The sequence below is a fragment of the Symbiobacterium terraclitae genome (genome assembly GCF_017874315.1).
In the GTDB taxonomy this organism is placed as follows: Bacteria; Bacillota; Sulfobacillia; order Symbiobacteriales; family Symbiobacteriaceae; genus Symbiobacterium; species Symbiobacterium terraclitae.
Map to the genome: position 1 here is coordinate 81,804 of NZ_JAGGLG010000015.1, position 15,014 is coordinate 96,817.

10 protein-coding genes and 1 riboswitch are annotated in these 15,014 nt (G+C 70.6%); of the genes, 3 read left to right on the forward strand and 7 right to left on the reverse strand.

Annotated elements, in window-relative coordinates:
• Positions 1–294 precede the first annotated feature (294 nt).
• From J2Z79_RS10225 to J2Z79_RS10235, 3 genes are read left to right on the forward strand one after another with little or no spacing between them, the layout of a single operon-like run.
• A complete protein-coding gene (locus J2Z79_RS10225; RefSeq protein WP_209466779.1) occupies positions 295–1,260 on the forward strand; it encodes an AAA family ATPase in 966 nt (321 codons plus the stop codon).
• Positions 1,241–2,542 (forward strand): DUF58 domain-containing protein, encoded by a 1,302-nt coding sequence (locus J2Z79_RS10230; RefSeq protein ID WP_209466780.1) that lies wholly within the window; start codon positions 1,241–1,243, stop codon positions 2,540–2,542. The genes J2Z79_RS10225 and J2Z79_RS10230 overlap by 20 nt, the downstream gene beginning before the upstream one ends.
• Positions 2,506–4,761 (forward strand): transglutaminase TgpA family protein, encoded by a 2,256-nt coding sequence (locus J2Z79_RS10235; RefSeq protein ID WP_209466781.1) that lies wholly within the window; start codon positions 2,506–2,508, stop codon positions 4,759–4,761. The genes J2Z79_RS10230 and J2Z79_RS10235 overlap by 37 nt, the downstream gene beginning before the upstream one ends.
• 226 nt (positions 4,762–4,987) lie before the next feature.
• Here the strand turns inward: J2Z79_RS10235 and thrB are convergent, their stop codons facing one another.
• From thrB to hydF, 7 genes are all read right to left on the reverse strand, one after another.
• Positions 4,988–5,962, reverse strand: coding sequence for a homoserine kinase (thrB, locus tag J2Z79_RS10240; protein WP_209466782.1), 975 nt, complete (start codon positions 5,960–5,962; stop codon positions 4,988–4,990).
• A 5-nt stretch (positions 5,963–5,967) separates the two neighbouring features.
• Positions 5,968–7,137 carry a threonine synthase gene (gene thrC, locus J2Z79_RS10245; RefSeq protein WP_209466783.1) on the reverse strand — a complete coding sequence of 390 codons (1,170 nt, stop codon included), beginning with the start codon at positions 7,135–7,137 and terminating at the stop codon, positions 5,968–5,970.
• Positions 7,138–7,270: 133 nt separating this feature from the next.
• On the reverse strand, positions 7,271–9,226 hold the full coding sequence (gene thrS / locus J2Z79_RS10250; RefSeq protein ID WP_209466784.1) for a threonine--tRNA ligase: 1,956 nt from the start codon (positions 9,224–9,226) through the stop codon (positions 7,271–7,273).
• 335 nt (positions 9,227–9,561) lie between these two features.
• Entirely contained in the window at positions 9,562–10,425 is an 864-nt protein-coding gene (locus tag J2Z79_RS10255) for a bifunctional 5,10-methylenetetrahydrofolate dehydrogenase/5,10-methenyltetrahydrofolate cyclohydrolase (RefSeq protein ID WP_209466785.1), read from the reverse strand.
• Positions 10,426–10,479: 54 nt separating this feature from the next.
• Positions 10,480–10,562, reverse strand: a riboswitch (ZMP/ZTP riboswitch).
• A gap of 256 nt (positions 10,563–10,818) precedes the next feature.
• Positions 10,819–12,228: a [FeFe] hydrogenase H-cluster radical SAM maturase HydG gene (gene hydG, locus J2Z79_RS10260; RefSeq protein WP_209466786.1), complete on the reverse strand. Its 1,410-nt coding sequence runs from the start codon at positions 12,226–12,228 to the stop codon at positions 10,819–10,821.
• A 15-nt stretch (positions 12,229–12,243) separates the two neighbouring features.
• Complete coding sequence (gene hydE / locus J2Z79_RS10265) at positions 12,244–13,296, reverse strand: [FeFe] hydrogenase H-cluster radical SAM maturase HydE (RefSeq protein ID WP_209466787.1); 1,053 nt, start codon at positions 13,294–13,296, stop codon at positions 12,244–12,246.
• On the reverse strand, positions 13,293–14,534 hold the full coding sequence (gene hydF, locus J2Z79_RS10270) for a [FeFe] hydrogenase H-cluster maturation GTPase HydF (RefSeq protein WP_209466788.1): 1,242 nt from the start codon (positions 14,532–14,534) through the stop codon (positions 13,293–13,295). Before hydF ends, hydE begins: the two co-directional genes overlap by 4 nt.
• Positions 14,535–15,014: the final 480 nt, after the last annotated feature.

Genomic DNA, 15,014 nt, shown 5'->3' on the forward strand with positions numbered 1-15,014 from the left:
CAGCACATCCCCCACCTCGTAGAAGGTCGTGAGATTGGGCCAATTATATCATGGGCTTGACCCGTCCTGACAGGCGCTCCAATGATTGGGACAGGGACAGGCAGGTGCGACGCTGCACCTGTCCCGGCGGTGCCGCCAGGCCGGCTGCGGCCGCTCCACGTGCGGCCGGGCGGTATCGGCGTACCGGGTTATGTCGTCTAACATATCGGTCTCTTCCCATGTATCTGACTCCCGGTTCCGGCGGCCGACCGTACCGGATTCTCAGGCCAGTATCCGGACTCTCCGAAGGAGTGGATGCAATTGAGAACAAGCGAAGCGCTGTCCCGGGTGACGAGGAACATCGAGCGGGTCATCGTCGGCAAGCGGCTGGAGATCGAGTACGTGCTGGTCGCGCTGCTCTGCCAGGGCCACGTGCTGATCGAAGACGTGCCGGGGGTCGGCAAGACCACGCTGGTGCGCAGCCTCGCCCGTTCCCTCGGCTGCGACTTCCGGCGGATCCAGTTCACCACCGACCTGCTGCCCTCCGACGTGACGGGGGTGTCCGTCTTCAACCAGAAGACCGGGGAGTTCGAGTTCCGCCCCGGCCCCATCATGAGCCAGATCGTCCTGGCCGACGAGATCAACCGCGCCTCCCCCAAGACCCAGTCGGCGCTGCTGGAGTGCATGGAGGAGGGGCAGCTGACCATCGACGGCGTCACCCGGCGCATGCCTCGCCCCTTCCTGGTGCTGGCCACCCAGAACCCCATCGAGTACGAGGGGACCTTCCCCCTGCCCGAGGCCCAGCTCGACCGCTTCCTGCTGCGGCTGCGCCTGGGCTATCCCACGCTCCGGGAGGAGATGACGGTCGTGGAGCGGGCGAAGCAGCCGCCCCTGGAAGAGCTGGGCCAGGTGCTCAGCGCCGAGGAGGTGCTGCGGCTGCAGCAGGTCGCCCGCTCGGTGCACGTGGACGAGTCGGTGCTGGAGTACATGGTGCGCATCGTGCAGGCGACCCGCGAACACCGCGACGTCTACCTCGGCGCCTCCCCCCGCGGCTCCATCGCCCTCTACCGCACCAGCCAGGCCATCGCCCTGATCAGAGGCCGGGAGTACGTCACCCCCGACGACGTGAAGGAGATGGCGCCGCTGGTGCTCGCGCACCGGGTGATCATGCGGCCCGAGGCGCAGCTGAGGGGCACCGGGGCCGAGAACCTGGTGGCGGAGGTGCTGAACCAGGTGCCCGTGCCTGCGGGGGTCAAGAGCTATGCGGCGCGGCAGGCATGACTGGCGGCTGCCGTTGCTCATCCTCGTCGCCTACGTGTCCGCCCGGGTGAACGGCGGCAGCCACAACTACTTCCTGCTCTACGCCACGGCCCTGCTGTGGGCGGGCAGCTGGCTCATGACCCGCTACGCTGCCAGCCAGGTGACCTGTACGCTGGCGGTCGACCGCGACCGCATCGAGGTCGGGGAGACGATCACGGCCAAGCTGCGCCTGGAGAACGAGGGCTGGGTGCCCATCCTCTGGCTCGAGGTCGACGACGATACCCCGCCCCGCCTGCTGGAGAGCGACCGGCCCAGGCTGGGCACGACGCTGCCCCTGGCGGGCTGCCGGCTGGTCCACGTGAACCTGACCGCCCGCCGCCGGGGCCGCTGCCACGTGGGGCCTATCCGCATCCGCACCGGCGACGGGCTGGGCCTGTTCGCGCGCGAGATCATGCTGCGCTCACGGCAGCAGATCACCATCTACCCGAGGGTGCACCCCATCGACGACCTGCGGATCCCGCTGGCCCAGCCCTTCGGCCACGTGCGCACGCCCGAGCGGGCGTTTGAGGACCCGTCCAACCACGCGGAGATCCGCCACTACGTGCCCGGCGACAACCCGCGCCACATCCACTGGCGCACCACGGCCCGCATGGGCACGCTGATGACCCGTCAGTACGAGCTGAGCGCCACCACCCAGCTGATCCTCTTTCTGGACCTGAACCGTGACGTCCACGTGGACGGCAGCGCTTCGGGGGGCGGCTCCAGCGCGGAGACGGCCGTGGAGATCGCCGCCTCCCTGGCCGCGCTGGCCCTGCGGAGCAAGATGGAAGCCGGCCTCGTCTGCATGGGGCAGGAGCGGTTCGCGGTCAGCCCCGGACGCGGGGACCGGACCTTCCAGGAGATCATGGAGGTGCTGGCGCAGGTCGAGGCCGAGGGCGACATGCTGATGGAGCAGCTCCTCGAGGCCGAGACGGCGCACCTGGGGCACCGCGCCACCCTGGTGGTCATCACGCCGCGGCTGACCCAGCTCCTGGCCGACCGGCTGCTCCGCCTGCGCGTCAGCCACCGGGTGATGCTGATCCTGCTGGATGCGGACACCTTCGCCGGAGGGCAGGGGGCGCCACAGCAGGCCGCCCCGGCTGCGGCGCAGGCGCATCTGGCCGAACTGCTGGCGCTCCGGCGCGTGACGGTCTACCGGGTGCCCTGCGGGGCGGACCTGCGCCAGCTGGCCTCCATGCGGCTCCAGGTCGGAGAGGGGGTGGGAGCATGGTCGCCGCGCGCCCGTCCGCAGGCTATCAGCTGACGATCGCCCTGCTGGGGCTGGTGGCGGTCCGGCTGGTGCTCCACTCGCTGGACGAGTTCTGGCGCATGGCGCTCCCGTGGGAGTGGCCCTGGATCCTCGCCGGCATCGGCGTGCTCTACAGCTGGGTCTGGTGGCGCAGCCGGCTCGCCGGCCTCCTCTGTACCCTTGGTGCGGGCGCCGCCCTCGCCTTCGCCCTGTGGCGGGACCCGGCGCTGGGAGGGTGGCTGGCGGGGCTGGCCGGCGAGGGCGCGGCCCTGGCGGCGGAGCTGGCCGCCGGGAACCTGGGGGCCACTTTCGGCCACAGGGTGGGCCTCGCGCTCGTGGCCCTGGCCGGCCTGGGAACCGGTCTGCTGGTCACCGGAGAGGCGCTTGGCCGGGGGCGGACCGCCTGGACGATCGTCCTGGGCCTCGTGATCTTCGGCACGGAGTGGGGCTGGTACTTCGACCCTGCGGCCGGCTACTTCCAGCTGTACGTGGTCCTCTCCCTCATCCTCTGGGTCCTGGGCCAGGCGGCGCTGCGGGACGCCCGGTGGCGGGCGGAGGGCCGCCACGCCGGGTGGCGTTCCGGCGTGGCCCCGACGCTGGCGGCGGTGCTCGCGGTCGCGCTGGTGGCCGGCCTGCTGCCCGGCCACTACGCACCGGTGAACCTCGGCGAGCTGGGCCGGCGGATCCAGGAGGCCCTGCCCGCCCTCGGCAGGTTCCGGGGCGCCGGCGTGGCCGACTGGGGCAGCGACTTCTCGCTCGCGGCCACCGGCTTCAGCCCCGACGGGGGCCGGCTCGGCGGTTCGGTGGTACCGGACGACCGGGTCGCCCTCCGGGTACGAACGCCCGGCCCCCTGGGCCAGACGCTCTACCTCAGGGGTGCGGCCTACCTCACCTACACCGGCTGGTCCTGGGAGCGCGGCGAGTCGCCGGAGATGAACCCCGATTCGTACGGCCTCCTGCCTTCGCTGATGGCGCCCGACGCCATGAGCCGCAGCCTGCAGGTGGAGGTCATGCCCGCCCTCGACTTCGGCCGCACGATCTTCAACGTGCTGGAGCCCCGCCGCGTCGACGGCCTCTCCGGGTTTGAGGCCGACGCGGAGGCAAACCTGCGCGCCCGGCACGGCATCGGCGACCAGCCGTACACCGTAGTCGCCCGCCTGCCGCTCTACAACCGGGAGCAGATCCGCTCCGCGATGGGCGAGGCGGGCCCGGACTTGGCGCGCTACCTGCAGCTGCCCGACCTGCCGGCGCGGATCGGGGAACTGGCGCAGGCGATCACCGGGCGGGCGGACCACCCGTACGAGCAGGCCGAGGCCATCGAGCAGTACCTGCGCAGCCTGGCCTACACGCTCACGCCGCCACGGACCCCAGCGGACCGTGATTTCGTCGACTACTTCCTCTTCGACCTCGGGCAGGGCTACTGCACGTACTTCGCCTCCGCCATGGTGGTGATGCTGCGGGAGCTCGGCATTCCGGCCCGGTTCGTGGAGGGTTTTGCCGTCCCGGCCTCCACCTCGTTCACCGTCGACGCGCGCGGCGGGTACGTCTACGAGGTGCGCAACTCGCTGGCGCACGCCTGGGTTGAGGCCTACTTCCCGGGATACGGATGGGTCACCTTCGATCCCACCCCGCGCGCCGACCTGCCGCTGATCCCGCGCAACGCCCCCCTCGCCGTCCAGCAGTGGGTCGATCTGCCGCCCGACGACCTGGCCGAGATCACCGATCCCGCCGAGGGCCTCGCGCCGCAGACGCCGCGGGATCAGACCCCGGAGGATCAGGAGATCTTCGGTGGCGGCTCCGCCGCCTCGGAGGGCCGGACGTGGCCCCGGCTGGGCCTCCCGCTGGCGCTGCCGGTACTCCTCCTCCTGGCCGCGGCCTGGACCCTGCGGGCGCAGAACCGGTTCCGCTACCGGGACGCCCGCTCGGTGGTGCAGGAGGCCTGGGAGAAGGCCGCCTGGCTGCTGGGCCGGTTCGGGCTGCCGCGGCGTCCCCACGAGACGGTGGCGGAGTACGCCCGCACCCTGGCGGATGCGCTGCCGCTGCTGAAGGAGGAGGCCCTGCGTGCCGCCGCGGACTACGGCGCCGCCCGCTACGGCCCGCCGGGCAGGCCCGTGCCCGCCGAGGCCGCGCAGAGGGCCCGCGCCCTCTGGGAGCGGGTGAGCGAGGCGCTGTTCGATCGTTACGGCTGGCGGGTCTACCTCTGGCGCCGGCTCGGATGGCGGCGGAGGCGCTAGCCCCCCAGAGAGCTCCTGAGCACCTCCTCATCCCGGAGCAGAGCCCTTGCGGCTCCGCTCCGTTTTACTTGCCGGTCTGCAGCACGTAGGACCGGTCGGCGATGGAAAGGGTGGCCCGGGCCAGGGACGCCCGGGAGGACGGCAAGAAGGCCCGCGCCTTCCGGCAGCGGGCCAAGAGTCCGCCTGAACGGTACGGCCGGCGGGTCGACGTCGGCAGATGACTACGCTACCCCCAGTACGGCGGCCGGTCCAGCAGCTCGCGCTCCCGCCCGGGCCCGGCGAGCACCCGGGCGCCGTCCCGGGCGAGGTCCACCGTGAGCGACCGGGCCTCGCTGCCCGCCCACTGGAAGGCGGCCTCCATGGCCAGCGCCACCGGCTCGGCGGACTCGGCCACGAAGGCGATCACGCTGGGGCCGGCGCCCGAGAGGGCGACGCCCAGGGCACCCGCGGCCCGGGCCGCCTCGAAGACCGACCGCAGCCCGGGAACCAGCGTCGCCCGGTAGGGCTGGTGCAGCCGGTCCTGCATCGCCACGGCCAGGAGGTCCGTGCGCCCCTGCGCCAGCGCCGCCACCAGCAGCGCCGTCCGGTTCAGGTTGTAGACGGCATCCTTCATGGGGACCTCGGCCGGCAGCACCCCCCGTGACTGCTCGGTCTTCTTCCCTTTGAACTGCACCTCGGGCATGACCACCACGGCCCGCAGGGACCGGGGCGGGTCGAACCGCAGGTGCAGCGGGCCCCGCTCCTGGTCCATGCAGCAGACCGTGAAGCCGCCGACCATGGCCGGCGTCACGTTGTCCGGGTGGCCCTCGATGGCCACGGCCATCCGGAGCAGCTCCGCCCGGTCCAGGCCGGGCCGCCCCGTCCGCTGGGCGACCAGGGCGTTGGCCGCAACGAGCCCCCCGACGATGGCGGCGGCGGAGGAGCCCATCCCCCGGGCGACCGGGATGGCGACCCGCTCCCGGATCAGCAGCCCGTTGGGCTCGTAGCCCAGTCGCTCGAAGACCCGGCGGGCCGCCTGATAGACCATGTTCTGGCCCGGGTTCTCGAGGGCGCCGCCCCCCGCCCCCTCCACCTCGATCACCACGTCGTCCACGCCGGGCTCGTCCATCTCGATCACGTTGCGAAGGTCCAGCGCCACGCCCAAGGTGTCGAAGCCCGGGCCCAGGTTGGCGCTTGTGGCCGGCACGCTGACCCTGACCATGGCGGCTATCCTCCGAGGACGAGCCGCTCCAGCCGTCCGTAGTCGGCAGGCAGCTTCTCGGGACGGACCGAGACCCGGATGGCGGTGTCGGGATCCTTCAGCCCGTGGCCCGTCAGCACCGCCACGACCTTGGGCCTGCCGCCCCGGCCGGTGAAGGGCCGGTGCTCGGGCGCCGGCACCTGCGTGCCGTCGATGAAGCCGCCGGCGCGGCCCTCGAAGTAGCCGTTCTCGCTCAGCTTGATCAGCCCCGCCACCGAGGCGCAGGAGGCCGGCTCGGCGAAGACGCCCTCCGTCGCGGCCAGCCGCCGGTAGGCCGCCAGCATCTCCTCGTCGGTGACGGACCAGAAGGCGCCGCCCGACTCCCGCACCGCGTCGATCGCCCCCTGCCGGGTGGCCGGCCGGCCGATCTTGATCGCGGTGCCCACCGTCTGCGGGTCGTCCACCTCGCCGCCGTTCACCAGCGGTGCGGCCCCGGCCGCCTGGATGCCCAGCAGCCTGGGCAGCACGGCCCCCGCCGGCGCCCCGCTGGAGCTGCACGACTCTACGGCGCCGACGCCCGCGGCGGCGTACTCCTTGAAGCCCATCCAGTAGGCGGTGATGTTGCCCGCGTTGCCCACGGGGATCGCCAGGAAGTCGGGGTAGCCGCCCAGGGCGTCCACCACCTCGAAGGCGGCGGTCTTCTGCCCCTGCAGCCGGTATGGGTTGACGGAGTTGACCAGGGCGATCTCGGGGTGCTCCTGTGCGAGCCGGCGCACCAGGCGGAGGCCGTCGTCGAAGTTCCCCTCGATCTGGATCGTCCTGGCGCCGTACATCAGCGCCTGGGCCAGCTTGCCCATGGCCACGGCGCCGTCGGGGATGACGACGAAGCAGGGCAGGCCCGCCCGGGCGGCGTAGGCCGCCGCGGCGGCGCTCGTGTTGCCGGTGGAGGCGCAGATCACCGCCTTCGCCCCGGCCTCCACGGCCTTGGACATCGCCATGGTCATGCCCCGGTCCTTGAAGGAGCCGGTGGGGTTCATCCCCTCGAACTTGAGATACAGGTCCAGGCCCAGCTGCGCCCCCAGCCGCGGGGCCGGAACCAGGGGGGTATTGCCCTCCAGCAGCGTCACCACGGGGGTCGCTTCGCTTACGGGCAGGAAACGCTGATACTGCCGGATGACACCTTGCCAGCGGGCCATTCTGCCGCACCTCCGTCTCCTCGTGCGCTTCGTCCGACTCGCTCACCTGGCGGCGGGTTCCACCACCGTTGTGGCACGGCCCAGGCCGTGCATCCGCTGCCCGGCCCGGGCCGATCCTCTCCTGAGGCGTCCTCTACTCCTTCGTGCCGGAGACCGCCTTGCGGCAGGCCTCGTCCATGGCCTTGGAGGCGATCTCGTCCTGCGCCAGCTTCAGGAAGTCCGGAAGCGGCATGGCCCCCAGGTCCTTCATGCCCCGGCGGCGCACCGCCACGGCGCCGGCCTCGGCCTCCTTGTCGCCCACGACCAGGATATAGGGGATCTTCTGCATCTCGGCCTCGCGGATCTTGTAGCCGATCTTCTCGTTGCGGGTGTCGTTCTCCACCCGCAGGCCAGCGGCCTTGAGCGTCGCGACCACCTGGGCGGCGTACTCGTGGTGCCGGTCGGTGATCGGCAGCACCCGGGCCTGCACCGGCGCCATCCAGGCCGGGAAGTTGCCGGCGTAGTGCTCGGTGAGGATGCCGATGAACCGCTCCAGCGTGCCCATGATCGCCCGGTGGATCATCACGGGCCGGTGCTCCTTGCCGTCCTCGCCGACATAGGTGAGGTCGAACTTGATCGGGAACTGGAAGTCCAGCTGCACCGTGGCGCACTGCCACTTGCGGCCCAGGGCGTCGGTGACGTCGAAGTCCAGCTTCGGGCCGTAGAAGGCGCCGTCGCCGGGGTTCAGCTTGTAGGTGCGGCCCATGGACTCCAGCGCCCGGGCCAGCGCGGCCTCGGCCTCGTTCCAGAGCTCGATCTCGCCCATGAAATCCTCGGGCCGGGTGGAGAGCTTGATCTCGTAGGGCAGGCCCAGGGCGCCGTAGATGGTGTCGACCAGGCCGATCACCTCACGGATCTGCTCCTCGATCTGGTCCGGCCGGACGAAGAGGTGGGCGTCGTCCTGGTGCATGCCCCGTACCCGCAGGAGGCCGTGCAGGGTCCCGGAGGCCTCGTAGCGGGAGAGCGGGCCGTACTCCGCCATCTTGAGCGGCAGGTCGCGGTAGGAGCGGAGCTGGCTCTTGTAGACGACGCAGTGGTTCGGGCAGTTCATGGGCTTGATGGCGAAGTCCTGGTCCTCGGACTTCAGGGTGAACATGTTCTCACGGTAGTGATACCAGTGGCCGGAGGTCTCGTAGAGCTTGGAGGAGACGATCCAGGGGCAGCGGACCTCCTCGTAGCCCAGCTCGGCCTGCAGGCTCCGGCTCCAGTTCTCCAGCTCCCGGTAGATCTTGTAGCCCTTGTCGAGCCAGTAGGCGAAGCCGGGGGCGATCTCCTCGAACCGGAACAGGCCCAGCTCCGGACCCAGCTTGCGGTGGTCACGCCGCTTGGCCTCCTCCAGCTGGAAGAGATACTGCTCCAGGTCCTTCTTGGACTCGAACGAGGTGCCGTAGACCCGCTGCAGCTGCTTGTTCTCCTGTTTGCCCTCCCAGTACGCGCCGGCGACGCTCAACAGCTTGAACGCCTTCACCCGGCCGGTCGAGGGCAGGTGCGGGCCGACGCAGAGGTCGGTGAACTCGCCCTGCGTGTACATCGACACGACCTCGCCCTCAGGGATCTTGTCGACCAGCAGCGGCTTGTAGTCCTCGCCCCGGGCGGCGAAGAAGGCCTTGGCCTCCTCCCGGCTGACCTCCTGGCGGACGATGGGGTAGTCGGCCTCGACGATCTTGGCCATCTCGGCCTCGATCGCGGCCAGGTCCTCGGTGGTCAGCGGCCGGGGCAGGTCGAAGTCGTAGTAGAAGGAGTTCTCCAGGGGCGGGCCCACGGTGAGCTTCGCCTCGGGGAAGAGGCGCTTCACCGCCTGAGCCATGATGTGGGTGGAGGTGTGGCGGAAGACCTCGCGGCCCTCCTCGTCCTTGAAGGTGAGGACCTGCAGGTGGCAGTCCTGGTTGAGCCGGGCAGACAGGTCGACGAGCTTGCCGTCCACCTTGGCGGCCAGGGCCGCCTTGGCCAGGCCCCGCCCGATCTGGGCCACGGCCTCGGCGATGGTGATCCCCTGCGGGTACTCCCGCACGCTGCCGTCGGGCAGGGTGACGTGCACGACGCTGGACATGATGTTGAGCCCCTTTCTTCGCATGGTTGGCAAAAATGAAACAGGCCTCTCGTCCCGAAAGGGACGAGAGGCCAACGCTCCCGTGGTTCCACCCTCATTCCCGGCGCGCCGGCGCCGGGGCTCGTGTGCGCTGTACAGGGCGCTCCCTCACGCCTTATCCCTCCGGCTTCGGCGTGCAGCTACGGGGTGGTTTCCCACGCACAGTGCCCCGGGGCGCTTTCAGCCGGCGGCGCTCCCTCTCTGCAGGGGGTGAACGTGGTGTTGTCCCCGATCATCGCTGTTCGGATTTGTGCGGTATGATACCACGCTGCGCGCCGTATGTCAAGCAAAGCGCTCTAGTCTGCCGCTGACTGCGTCAGCGCCGGGCAGCGCCGCTCGGCGGCCAGGACCGTGTTGGCGAGGAGCATCACCGTAGTGAGCGGTCCCACGCCACCGGGGACCGGCGTGACCGCCGACGCCACCGGGGCCACGGACTCGAAGTCCACGTCACCCACGGTTCGACCACTGACCAGGTTGATGCCCACGTCGACGACCACCGCGCCGGGGCGTACCATGTCGCCGGTGATCAGGCCCGGGACGCCGGCCGCGGACACCAGGATGTCCGCCTGACGGGTGAACTGGGCCAGGTCTCGGGTGGCCTTGTGGCAGACGGTGACCGTGGCGTCCTCGCGGAGCATGAGCAGGGCCAGAGGCCTGCCGACCACCGGGCTGTGGCCGACGATCGTCACGTGGGCGCCGCGCAGGGGAATCCGGTAGTACTGCAGCAGGTGCATCACCGCGAGCGGCGTGGCCGGGACCAGCCCTGCCGGCTGCCCGCCGAGCAGGCCACCGGTGAAGCCCGTCGCGCCGTCCACGTCCTTGAAGGGGTCGATGGCCCGGACCACGGCGTCGCGCCACGCCGGATCAGGCAGGGGCTGCTCGACCATGATGCCGTCCACGTCGGGCCGCAAGGAAAGTTGGCGCACAAGGGAGACCAGCTCGTCCTCCTTGGCGTCGGGCAGCCGGTGGGCCTCCACGGCAATCCCCAGGCTGCGGCCGAGCCGCTCCTTCCGGGCGATGTACAGATCGGAGGCCTCGTTCCGCCCGGCGAGCACGGCGGCGAGGCGCGGCGGGTGCCCGGCGGCCGCGAGCGCCCGGGCGCGGCTCATGACGTCGGCCTTGAGGGATTCGGCGGGCGACTTTCCTTCCAACAGACGCATGGCGATCCTCCTCCGAACAGCAAAACGAGGCTGCTCCGTCCATTCGGACGGTGCGGCCTCGGCCCAGGCGTGCGGCTGTATTCCCCGGATGCTCCCCGGTGGTTTCCCACCTTGCAACGCCAGTCACATCCGGGGTCTGCGGTTGTACGTACGTGATTGTGCCACAGGCGGTGCCCGTCCGTCAAGCCGTGCAGACCGGAACCGGTCAAGCTTGTGCGGAAGCGAATCCTCAGCCAGCAGCCGCGTGGCGGGAGCCGCGCTGATCTGACGGGCGAAGCTGAATCCGGCGCCCGCCATCAACCCCCAGGTCATGACGATCGCGCCGACCCCGGACAACGAACAAGGCCGAACGCAAACGCCACCGCGCGTACCTGTGCGGTGGGTGCAGATGAACTAGAAGTACAGGTCACGCTCGCCCGCCTTGATCCGCGCCAACCGCTTCTCCGTCTCGGCCCGCATTTTCGCGCTGGGGATCAGCGCCAGGTTGGCGGCCTCGGTGCGCCGGCCCACCTCCCGCGTCTCCGCGGTGGCGTAGTCCTCCAGATACTCCTGGAAGGTCAGCAGCGCGTTGGGCTGGCAGAGGTTCTGGATCTGGCCGGTCTTGGCCAGCGCCATGAACCGGTCGCCGGTCCGCCCCTGGCGGTAGCAGGCGGTGCAGTAGCTGGGCAGGTAGCCCTCCTCGCACAGCCAGCGGATGACCTCGTCGGGCGACCGGTGGTCGCCCTGGGTGAACTGGAGGGTAGCCTTCTGCTCTTCCCGGTGCGCCTGGCTGTACCCGCCGATGCCGACGCTGGAGCCGGCACTCATCTGCGACACGCCCAGCTTCAGCACCTGCGCCCGGACCTCGGGCGTCTCCCGGGTGGAGATGATCATGCCCGTGTAGGGAACGGCGAGCCGCAGGACCGCCACCAGCTTGTAGAACTGCTCGTCGGAGACCAGGTGCGGGAACGTCTGCAGGTCCACGCCCGGCGCCGGCTGGAGCCGGGGCACCGAGATGGTGTGCGGCCCGACGCCGAACCGCTCCTCCAGGTGGCGCACGTGAAGCAGCAGGGCCAGGACCTCGTACCGGTAGTCGTACAGGCCGAAGAGCACGCCCGCGCCCACGTCGTCGATGCCGGCCTCCTGCGCCCGGTCCAGGGCGGTGGTGTGCCAGTCGTAGTTGTGCTTCGGGCCCTCGGGGTGCATCAGGGCGTAGGTGGGCCGGTGGTAGGTCTCCTGGAACAGCTGGTACGTGCCGATCTGGGCCGCCTTCAGCCGCCGGTAGTTCTCCACGGTGGTGGCCGCGATGTTGACGTTGATCCGCCGGATGTTGCCGTTGCCTTCGCGGACGCCGTAGATCGTGCGGATGCAGTCGACGATGTAGTCGATGTCGCAGTTCCGGGGGTCCTCGCCGGCCTCCAGCAGCACCCGCTTGTGGCCCATGCGCAGCAGCGCCCGGACCTCCTCCGCCACCTCCTCCTGGGTGAGGCGGCGCCGCACCTCCTGCTCGTTGGAGCGGCGGAAGCCGCAGTAGCGGCAGTTGTTCACGCACAGGTTGCTGACGTACAGGGGCGCGAACAGCACGATGCGGTTGCCGTAGATCTTCTCCTTGATCTCGTAGGCGGTGCGGAACATCGCCTGCAGCTGGTCCGGATCCTCCACCATCAGCAGGTCGGCGACCTCCTCGAGGTTCAGGCCCTGCGCGAGGGCCGCCTTGTCGAGGATCTGCCCCAGGCGGGCAGCGGTCGGCACGGAGGCCGAACCCAGCAGGCGCTCGAGGACGGCGTCGTCGATGAAACTGGCCTTCTCAGCGGCGATCGTCATGGGGCAAGACTCCTTTCAGGAGGTCCACCGGGGGGAGTGTCCGGGCCCTGTGGCCACGAAGCGGCCTTCGCCCAGGATCAGGGCGGTGACGCAGGGGGCGCAGTGCTCGGGCTCCTCCCGCAGGCAGATCTTGTTCGGGTATAGCTGGTAGTGGTCCCGGTAGCGCCCGGGGGTCACGTTCGGCATGATCACGTTGGCCCCGCACGCCAGCGCGAGCTGCCGCCCGCGGGGGTGGATCGAGCCCAGGGCGGTGGTGGCGGGCAGGTGGGCATCCTGCAGGGTCAGGCGGGTGCAGGCGACCGCGTTCAGCGTCCGGTCCACGGTCCCCGCCGCTGCATCTGCGAGGGGCGTGTTCGGGGCCGGGATGAACGGCCCGATGCCGGCCATCTCCACGTTCAGCTTCCTGAGCAGCAGGATGTCGTCGGCGATGGTCTCGACGGTCTGCCCGGGCAGCCCGACCATGAAGCCGCTGCCCACCTGGTAGCCCAGTTCCCGCAGCCAGAGGAGGCACTGGACCCGCTGCTCCAGGCGCCGGCCCGGCCGCAGCCTGGCGAAGAGCTCGGGATCGGCGGTCTCGTGCCGCAGCAGGAAGCGGTCGGCGCCGGCCTCCCGCCACAGGGCGTACTCCTCCCGGGTGCGCTCCCCGACGCTGAGGGTGACCGCCAGCGGCGTGGTGGCCTTGATCTGCCGCACCACCCCGGCCAGTTCCTCGGGGTCCAGGGCGTCGCCCTCGCCGGACTGGAGCACGACGCTGCCGTAGCCCAGCCGGCTGGCGCCCTGCGCCGCCGCCACGATCTCCTCCGGCGCCATCCGGTACCTTCTCACGTGCCGGTTGGAGCGGCGGATGCCGCAGTAGCAGCAGTCCATCCGGCAGATGTTCGAGAACTCGATCAGCCCGCGCAGGTGGACCCCGTCGCCCATCGTGCGGGCCCGCACCCGGTCCGCCGCCCCGAAGAGGGCCTTCTGCTCCTCGCCCTCCAGGCTGAGCAGGAAGGCAAGCTCATCCCGGCCCAGGTCCGCCCCGGCCTCGGCACGGCGGATCAGCGACAGCACTTCCCGCCGGATCACGGCGCACCCCTCCCCGCAGTCCCGCCCAGCTCCGGGAACGGCGTCAGCGCCCGGGGCAGGATCCCGTTCAGATATGCGATGCAGACGCCGTAGTTGACGATGGGCACCCCGGCCGCCTGCGCCCGGCGGATCCGGCTGAGCATCAGCTGCCGGTTGACCATGCAGCCGCCGCAGTGGACGATGAGCTTGTACCGCCCCAGGTCCGCGGGCATGTCCCGGCCGTGCGCCCATTCGAAGTCGAGGTCCCCGCCCGCGCGCTGTCGCAGCAGCCGCGGAATCTTGACCGTGCCGATGTCGTCTTTCTGCTGGTGGTGCGTGCAGGTCTCGGCGATCAGCACGCGATCGCCGGGGCGAAGGCTGTCGATGGCGCTGGCGCCCCGCACCAGCTCCGCCAGGTCGCCCTTGTGCCGGGCCATCAAGATGGAGAACGAGGTGAGGGGAACCTCAGGCGGCACCAGGCGGCTCACCGGGCCGAAGACCTGGCTGTCGGTGACGACGAGTGCCGGCCGCCGCCCCAGGGCCTGGAGTGCACCGGGGAGCTCGCTGTCCCGCGCGGTGACGGCGATGGCCCCGGCGTCCAGCACCTCACGGATCGCCTGGACCTGCGGCAGGATGAGGCGCCCCCTGGGCGCGCCCGAGTCGATGGGCACCACCAGGAGGATGAGGTCGCCGGGCCGGACCAGGTCGGCCAGCAGCGGAACCTCGGCCTGATCGACCGGAGCAGCGGCGACGATGCGCTGCCTGAGCGCCGCGACACCCGCCTCGGCCTCGCTGCTGCAGGCGCAGAAGGGGAAGCCGAAGCGCCCGCTCAGCAGGGCGGCCTGCCGGGCGGCGCCCTCCGGATCCATGTCGGCCTTGGTCACCGCGCCGACCGCGGGCGTACCGCGCCGCTTCAGCTCCTGTACGAGGCGCTCGTCGGCCTCGCCCGGCTCCTCCCCGGCAGGGACGGCCAGCACCGCAAGGTCGGTCTGGTCCAGGATCTCAAGGCTGCGGGCCACGCGGAGGCGGCCGAGCTCCCCCTCGTCGTCGAGGCCGGCCGTGTCGATCAGGACCACCGGCCCCAGCGGGTGCAACTCCATCGGGCGCCGCACGGGATCAGTGGTCGTGCCGGGCACGTCGGAGACGAGCGAGACGGCCTGCCGGCTCAGGGCGTTGATCAGGCTCGACTTGCCTGCGTTGCGCCGGCCAAAGAATGCGATATGCAGTCGCTGGCTAATCGGTGTACGCTGGTCGGCCATATTGTTCACCCTTTCACATGCCGACTTCATTGTAGCGCGTCCGACCGCGTGCGGGCGGTTCCCGCCGCCGGTTTGCCGAAAACCGGCGCCTCGGGATAGGTCGGCTGAACCGAAAGCGGCGCGCTATCTAGGGTCGCTCCCCGATGACCGGTATCGGACGGCCATCCGATTTCCAATGGAGGTGGGCGAACGGCGCGATAAGACCACCGCGGGGTGCGCGGTGGTCTGGCGCTCGTGAGTCGCTTAAGGCCTGGGCAGCGGCCGGCCCTCCACGATGGAGGTGATGATCTCCTCGTGCAGGGTGCCCTTGCGGTCGACGGAGACGATGCTGAGGATGCGCCCACGACTGCCTGGGCACGGTGTATTGGTCGCACCTGGCGTAGAAATCGAGTAGACCGTAGGGTCGCCCTACGGCCTCTCACAACACCGGACATGCGGGTCACGCATCCGGCGTTTCGTCAAGCACTCCGAGTCGATTCG

Bases quoted from the DNA above. Each gene is read 5' to 3' on its own strand.
- J2Z79_RS10225 (WP_209466779.1), top strand. From the start codon at position 295: ATGCAATTGAGAACAAGCGAAGCGCTGTCCCGGGTGACGAGGAACATC.
- J2Z79_RS10230 (WP_209466780.1), top strand. From the start codon at position 1,241: ATGCGGCGCGGCAGGCATGACTGGCGGCTGCCGTTGCTCATCCTCGTC.
- J2Z79_RS10235 (WP_209466781.1), top strand. From the start codon at position 2,506: ATGGTCGCCGCGCGCCCGTCCGCAGGCTATCAGCTGACGATCGCCCTG.
- thrB (WP_209466782.1), bottom strand. From the start codon at position 5,962: ATGGTCAGGGTCAGCGTGCCGGCCACAAGCGCCAACCTGGGCCCGGGC.
- thrC (WP_209466783.1), bottom strand. From the start codon at position 7,137: ATGGCCCGCTGGCAAGGTGTCATCCGGCAGTATCAGCGTTTCCTGCCC.
- thrS (WP_209466784.1), bottom strand. From the start codon at position 9,226: ATGTCCAGCGTCGTGCACGTCACCCTGCCCGACGGCAGCGTGCGGGAG.
- J2Z79_RS10255 (WP_209466785.1), bottom strand. From the start codon at position 10,425: ATGCGTCTGTTGGAAGGAAAGTCGCCCGCCGAATCCCTCAAGGCCGAC.
- hydG (WP_209466786.1), bottom strand. From the start codon at position 12,228: ATGACGATCGCCGCTGAGAAGGCCAGTTTCATCGACGACGCCGTCCTC.
- hydF (WP_209466788.1), bottom strand. From the start codon at position 14,534: ATGGCCGACCAGCGTACACCGATTAGCCAGCGACTGCATATCGCATTC.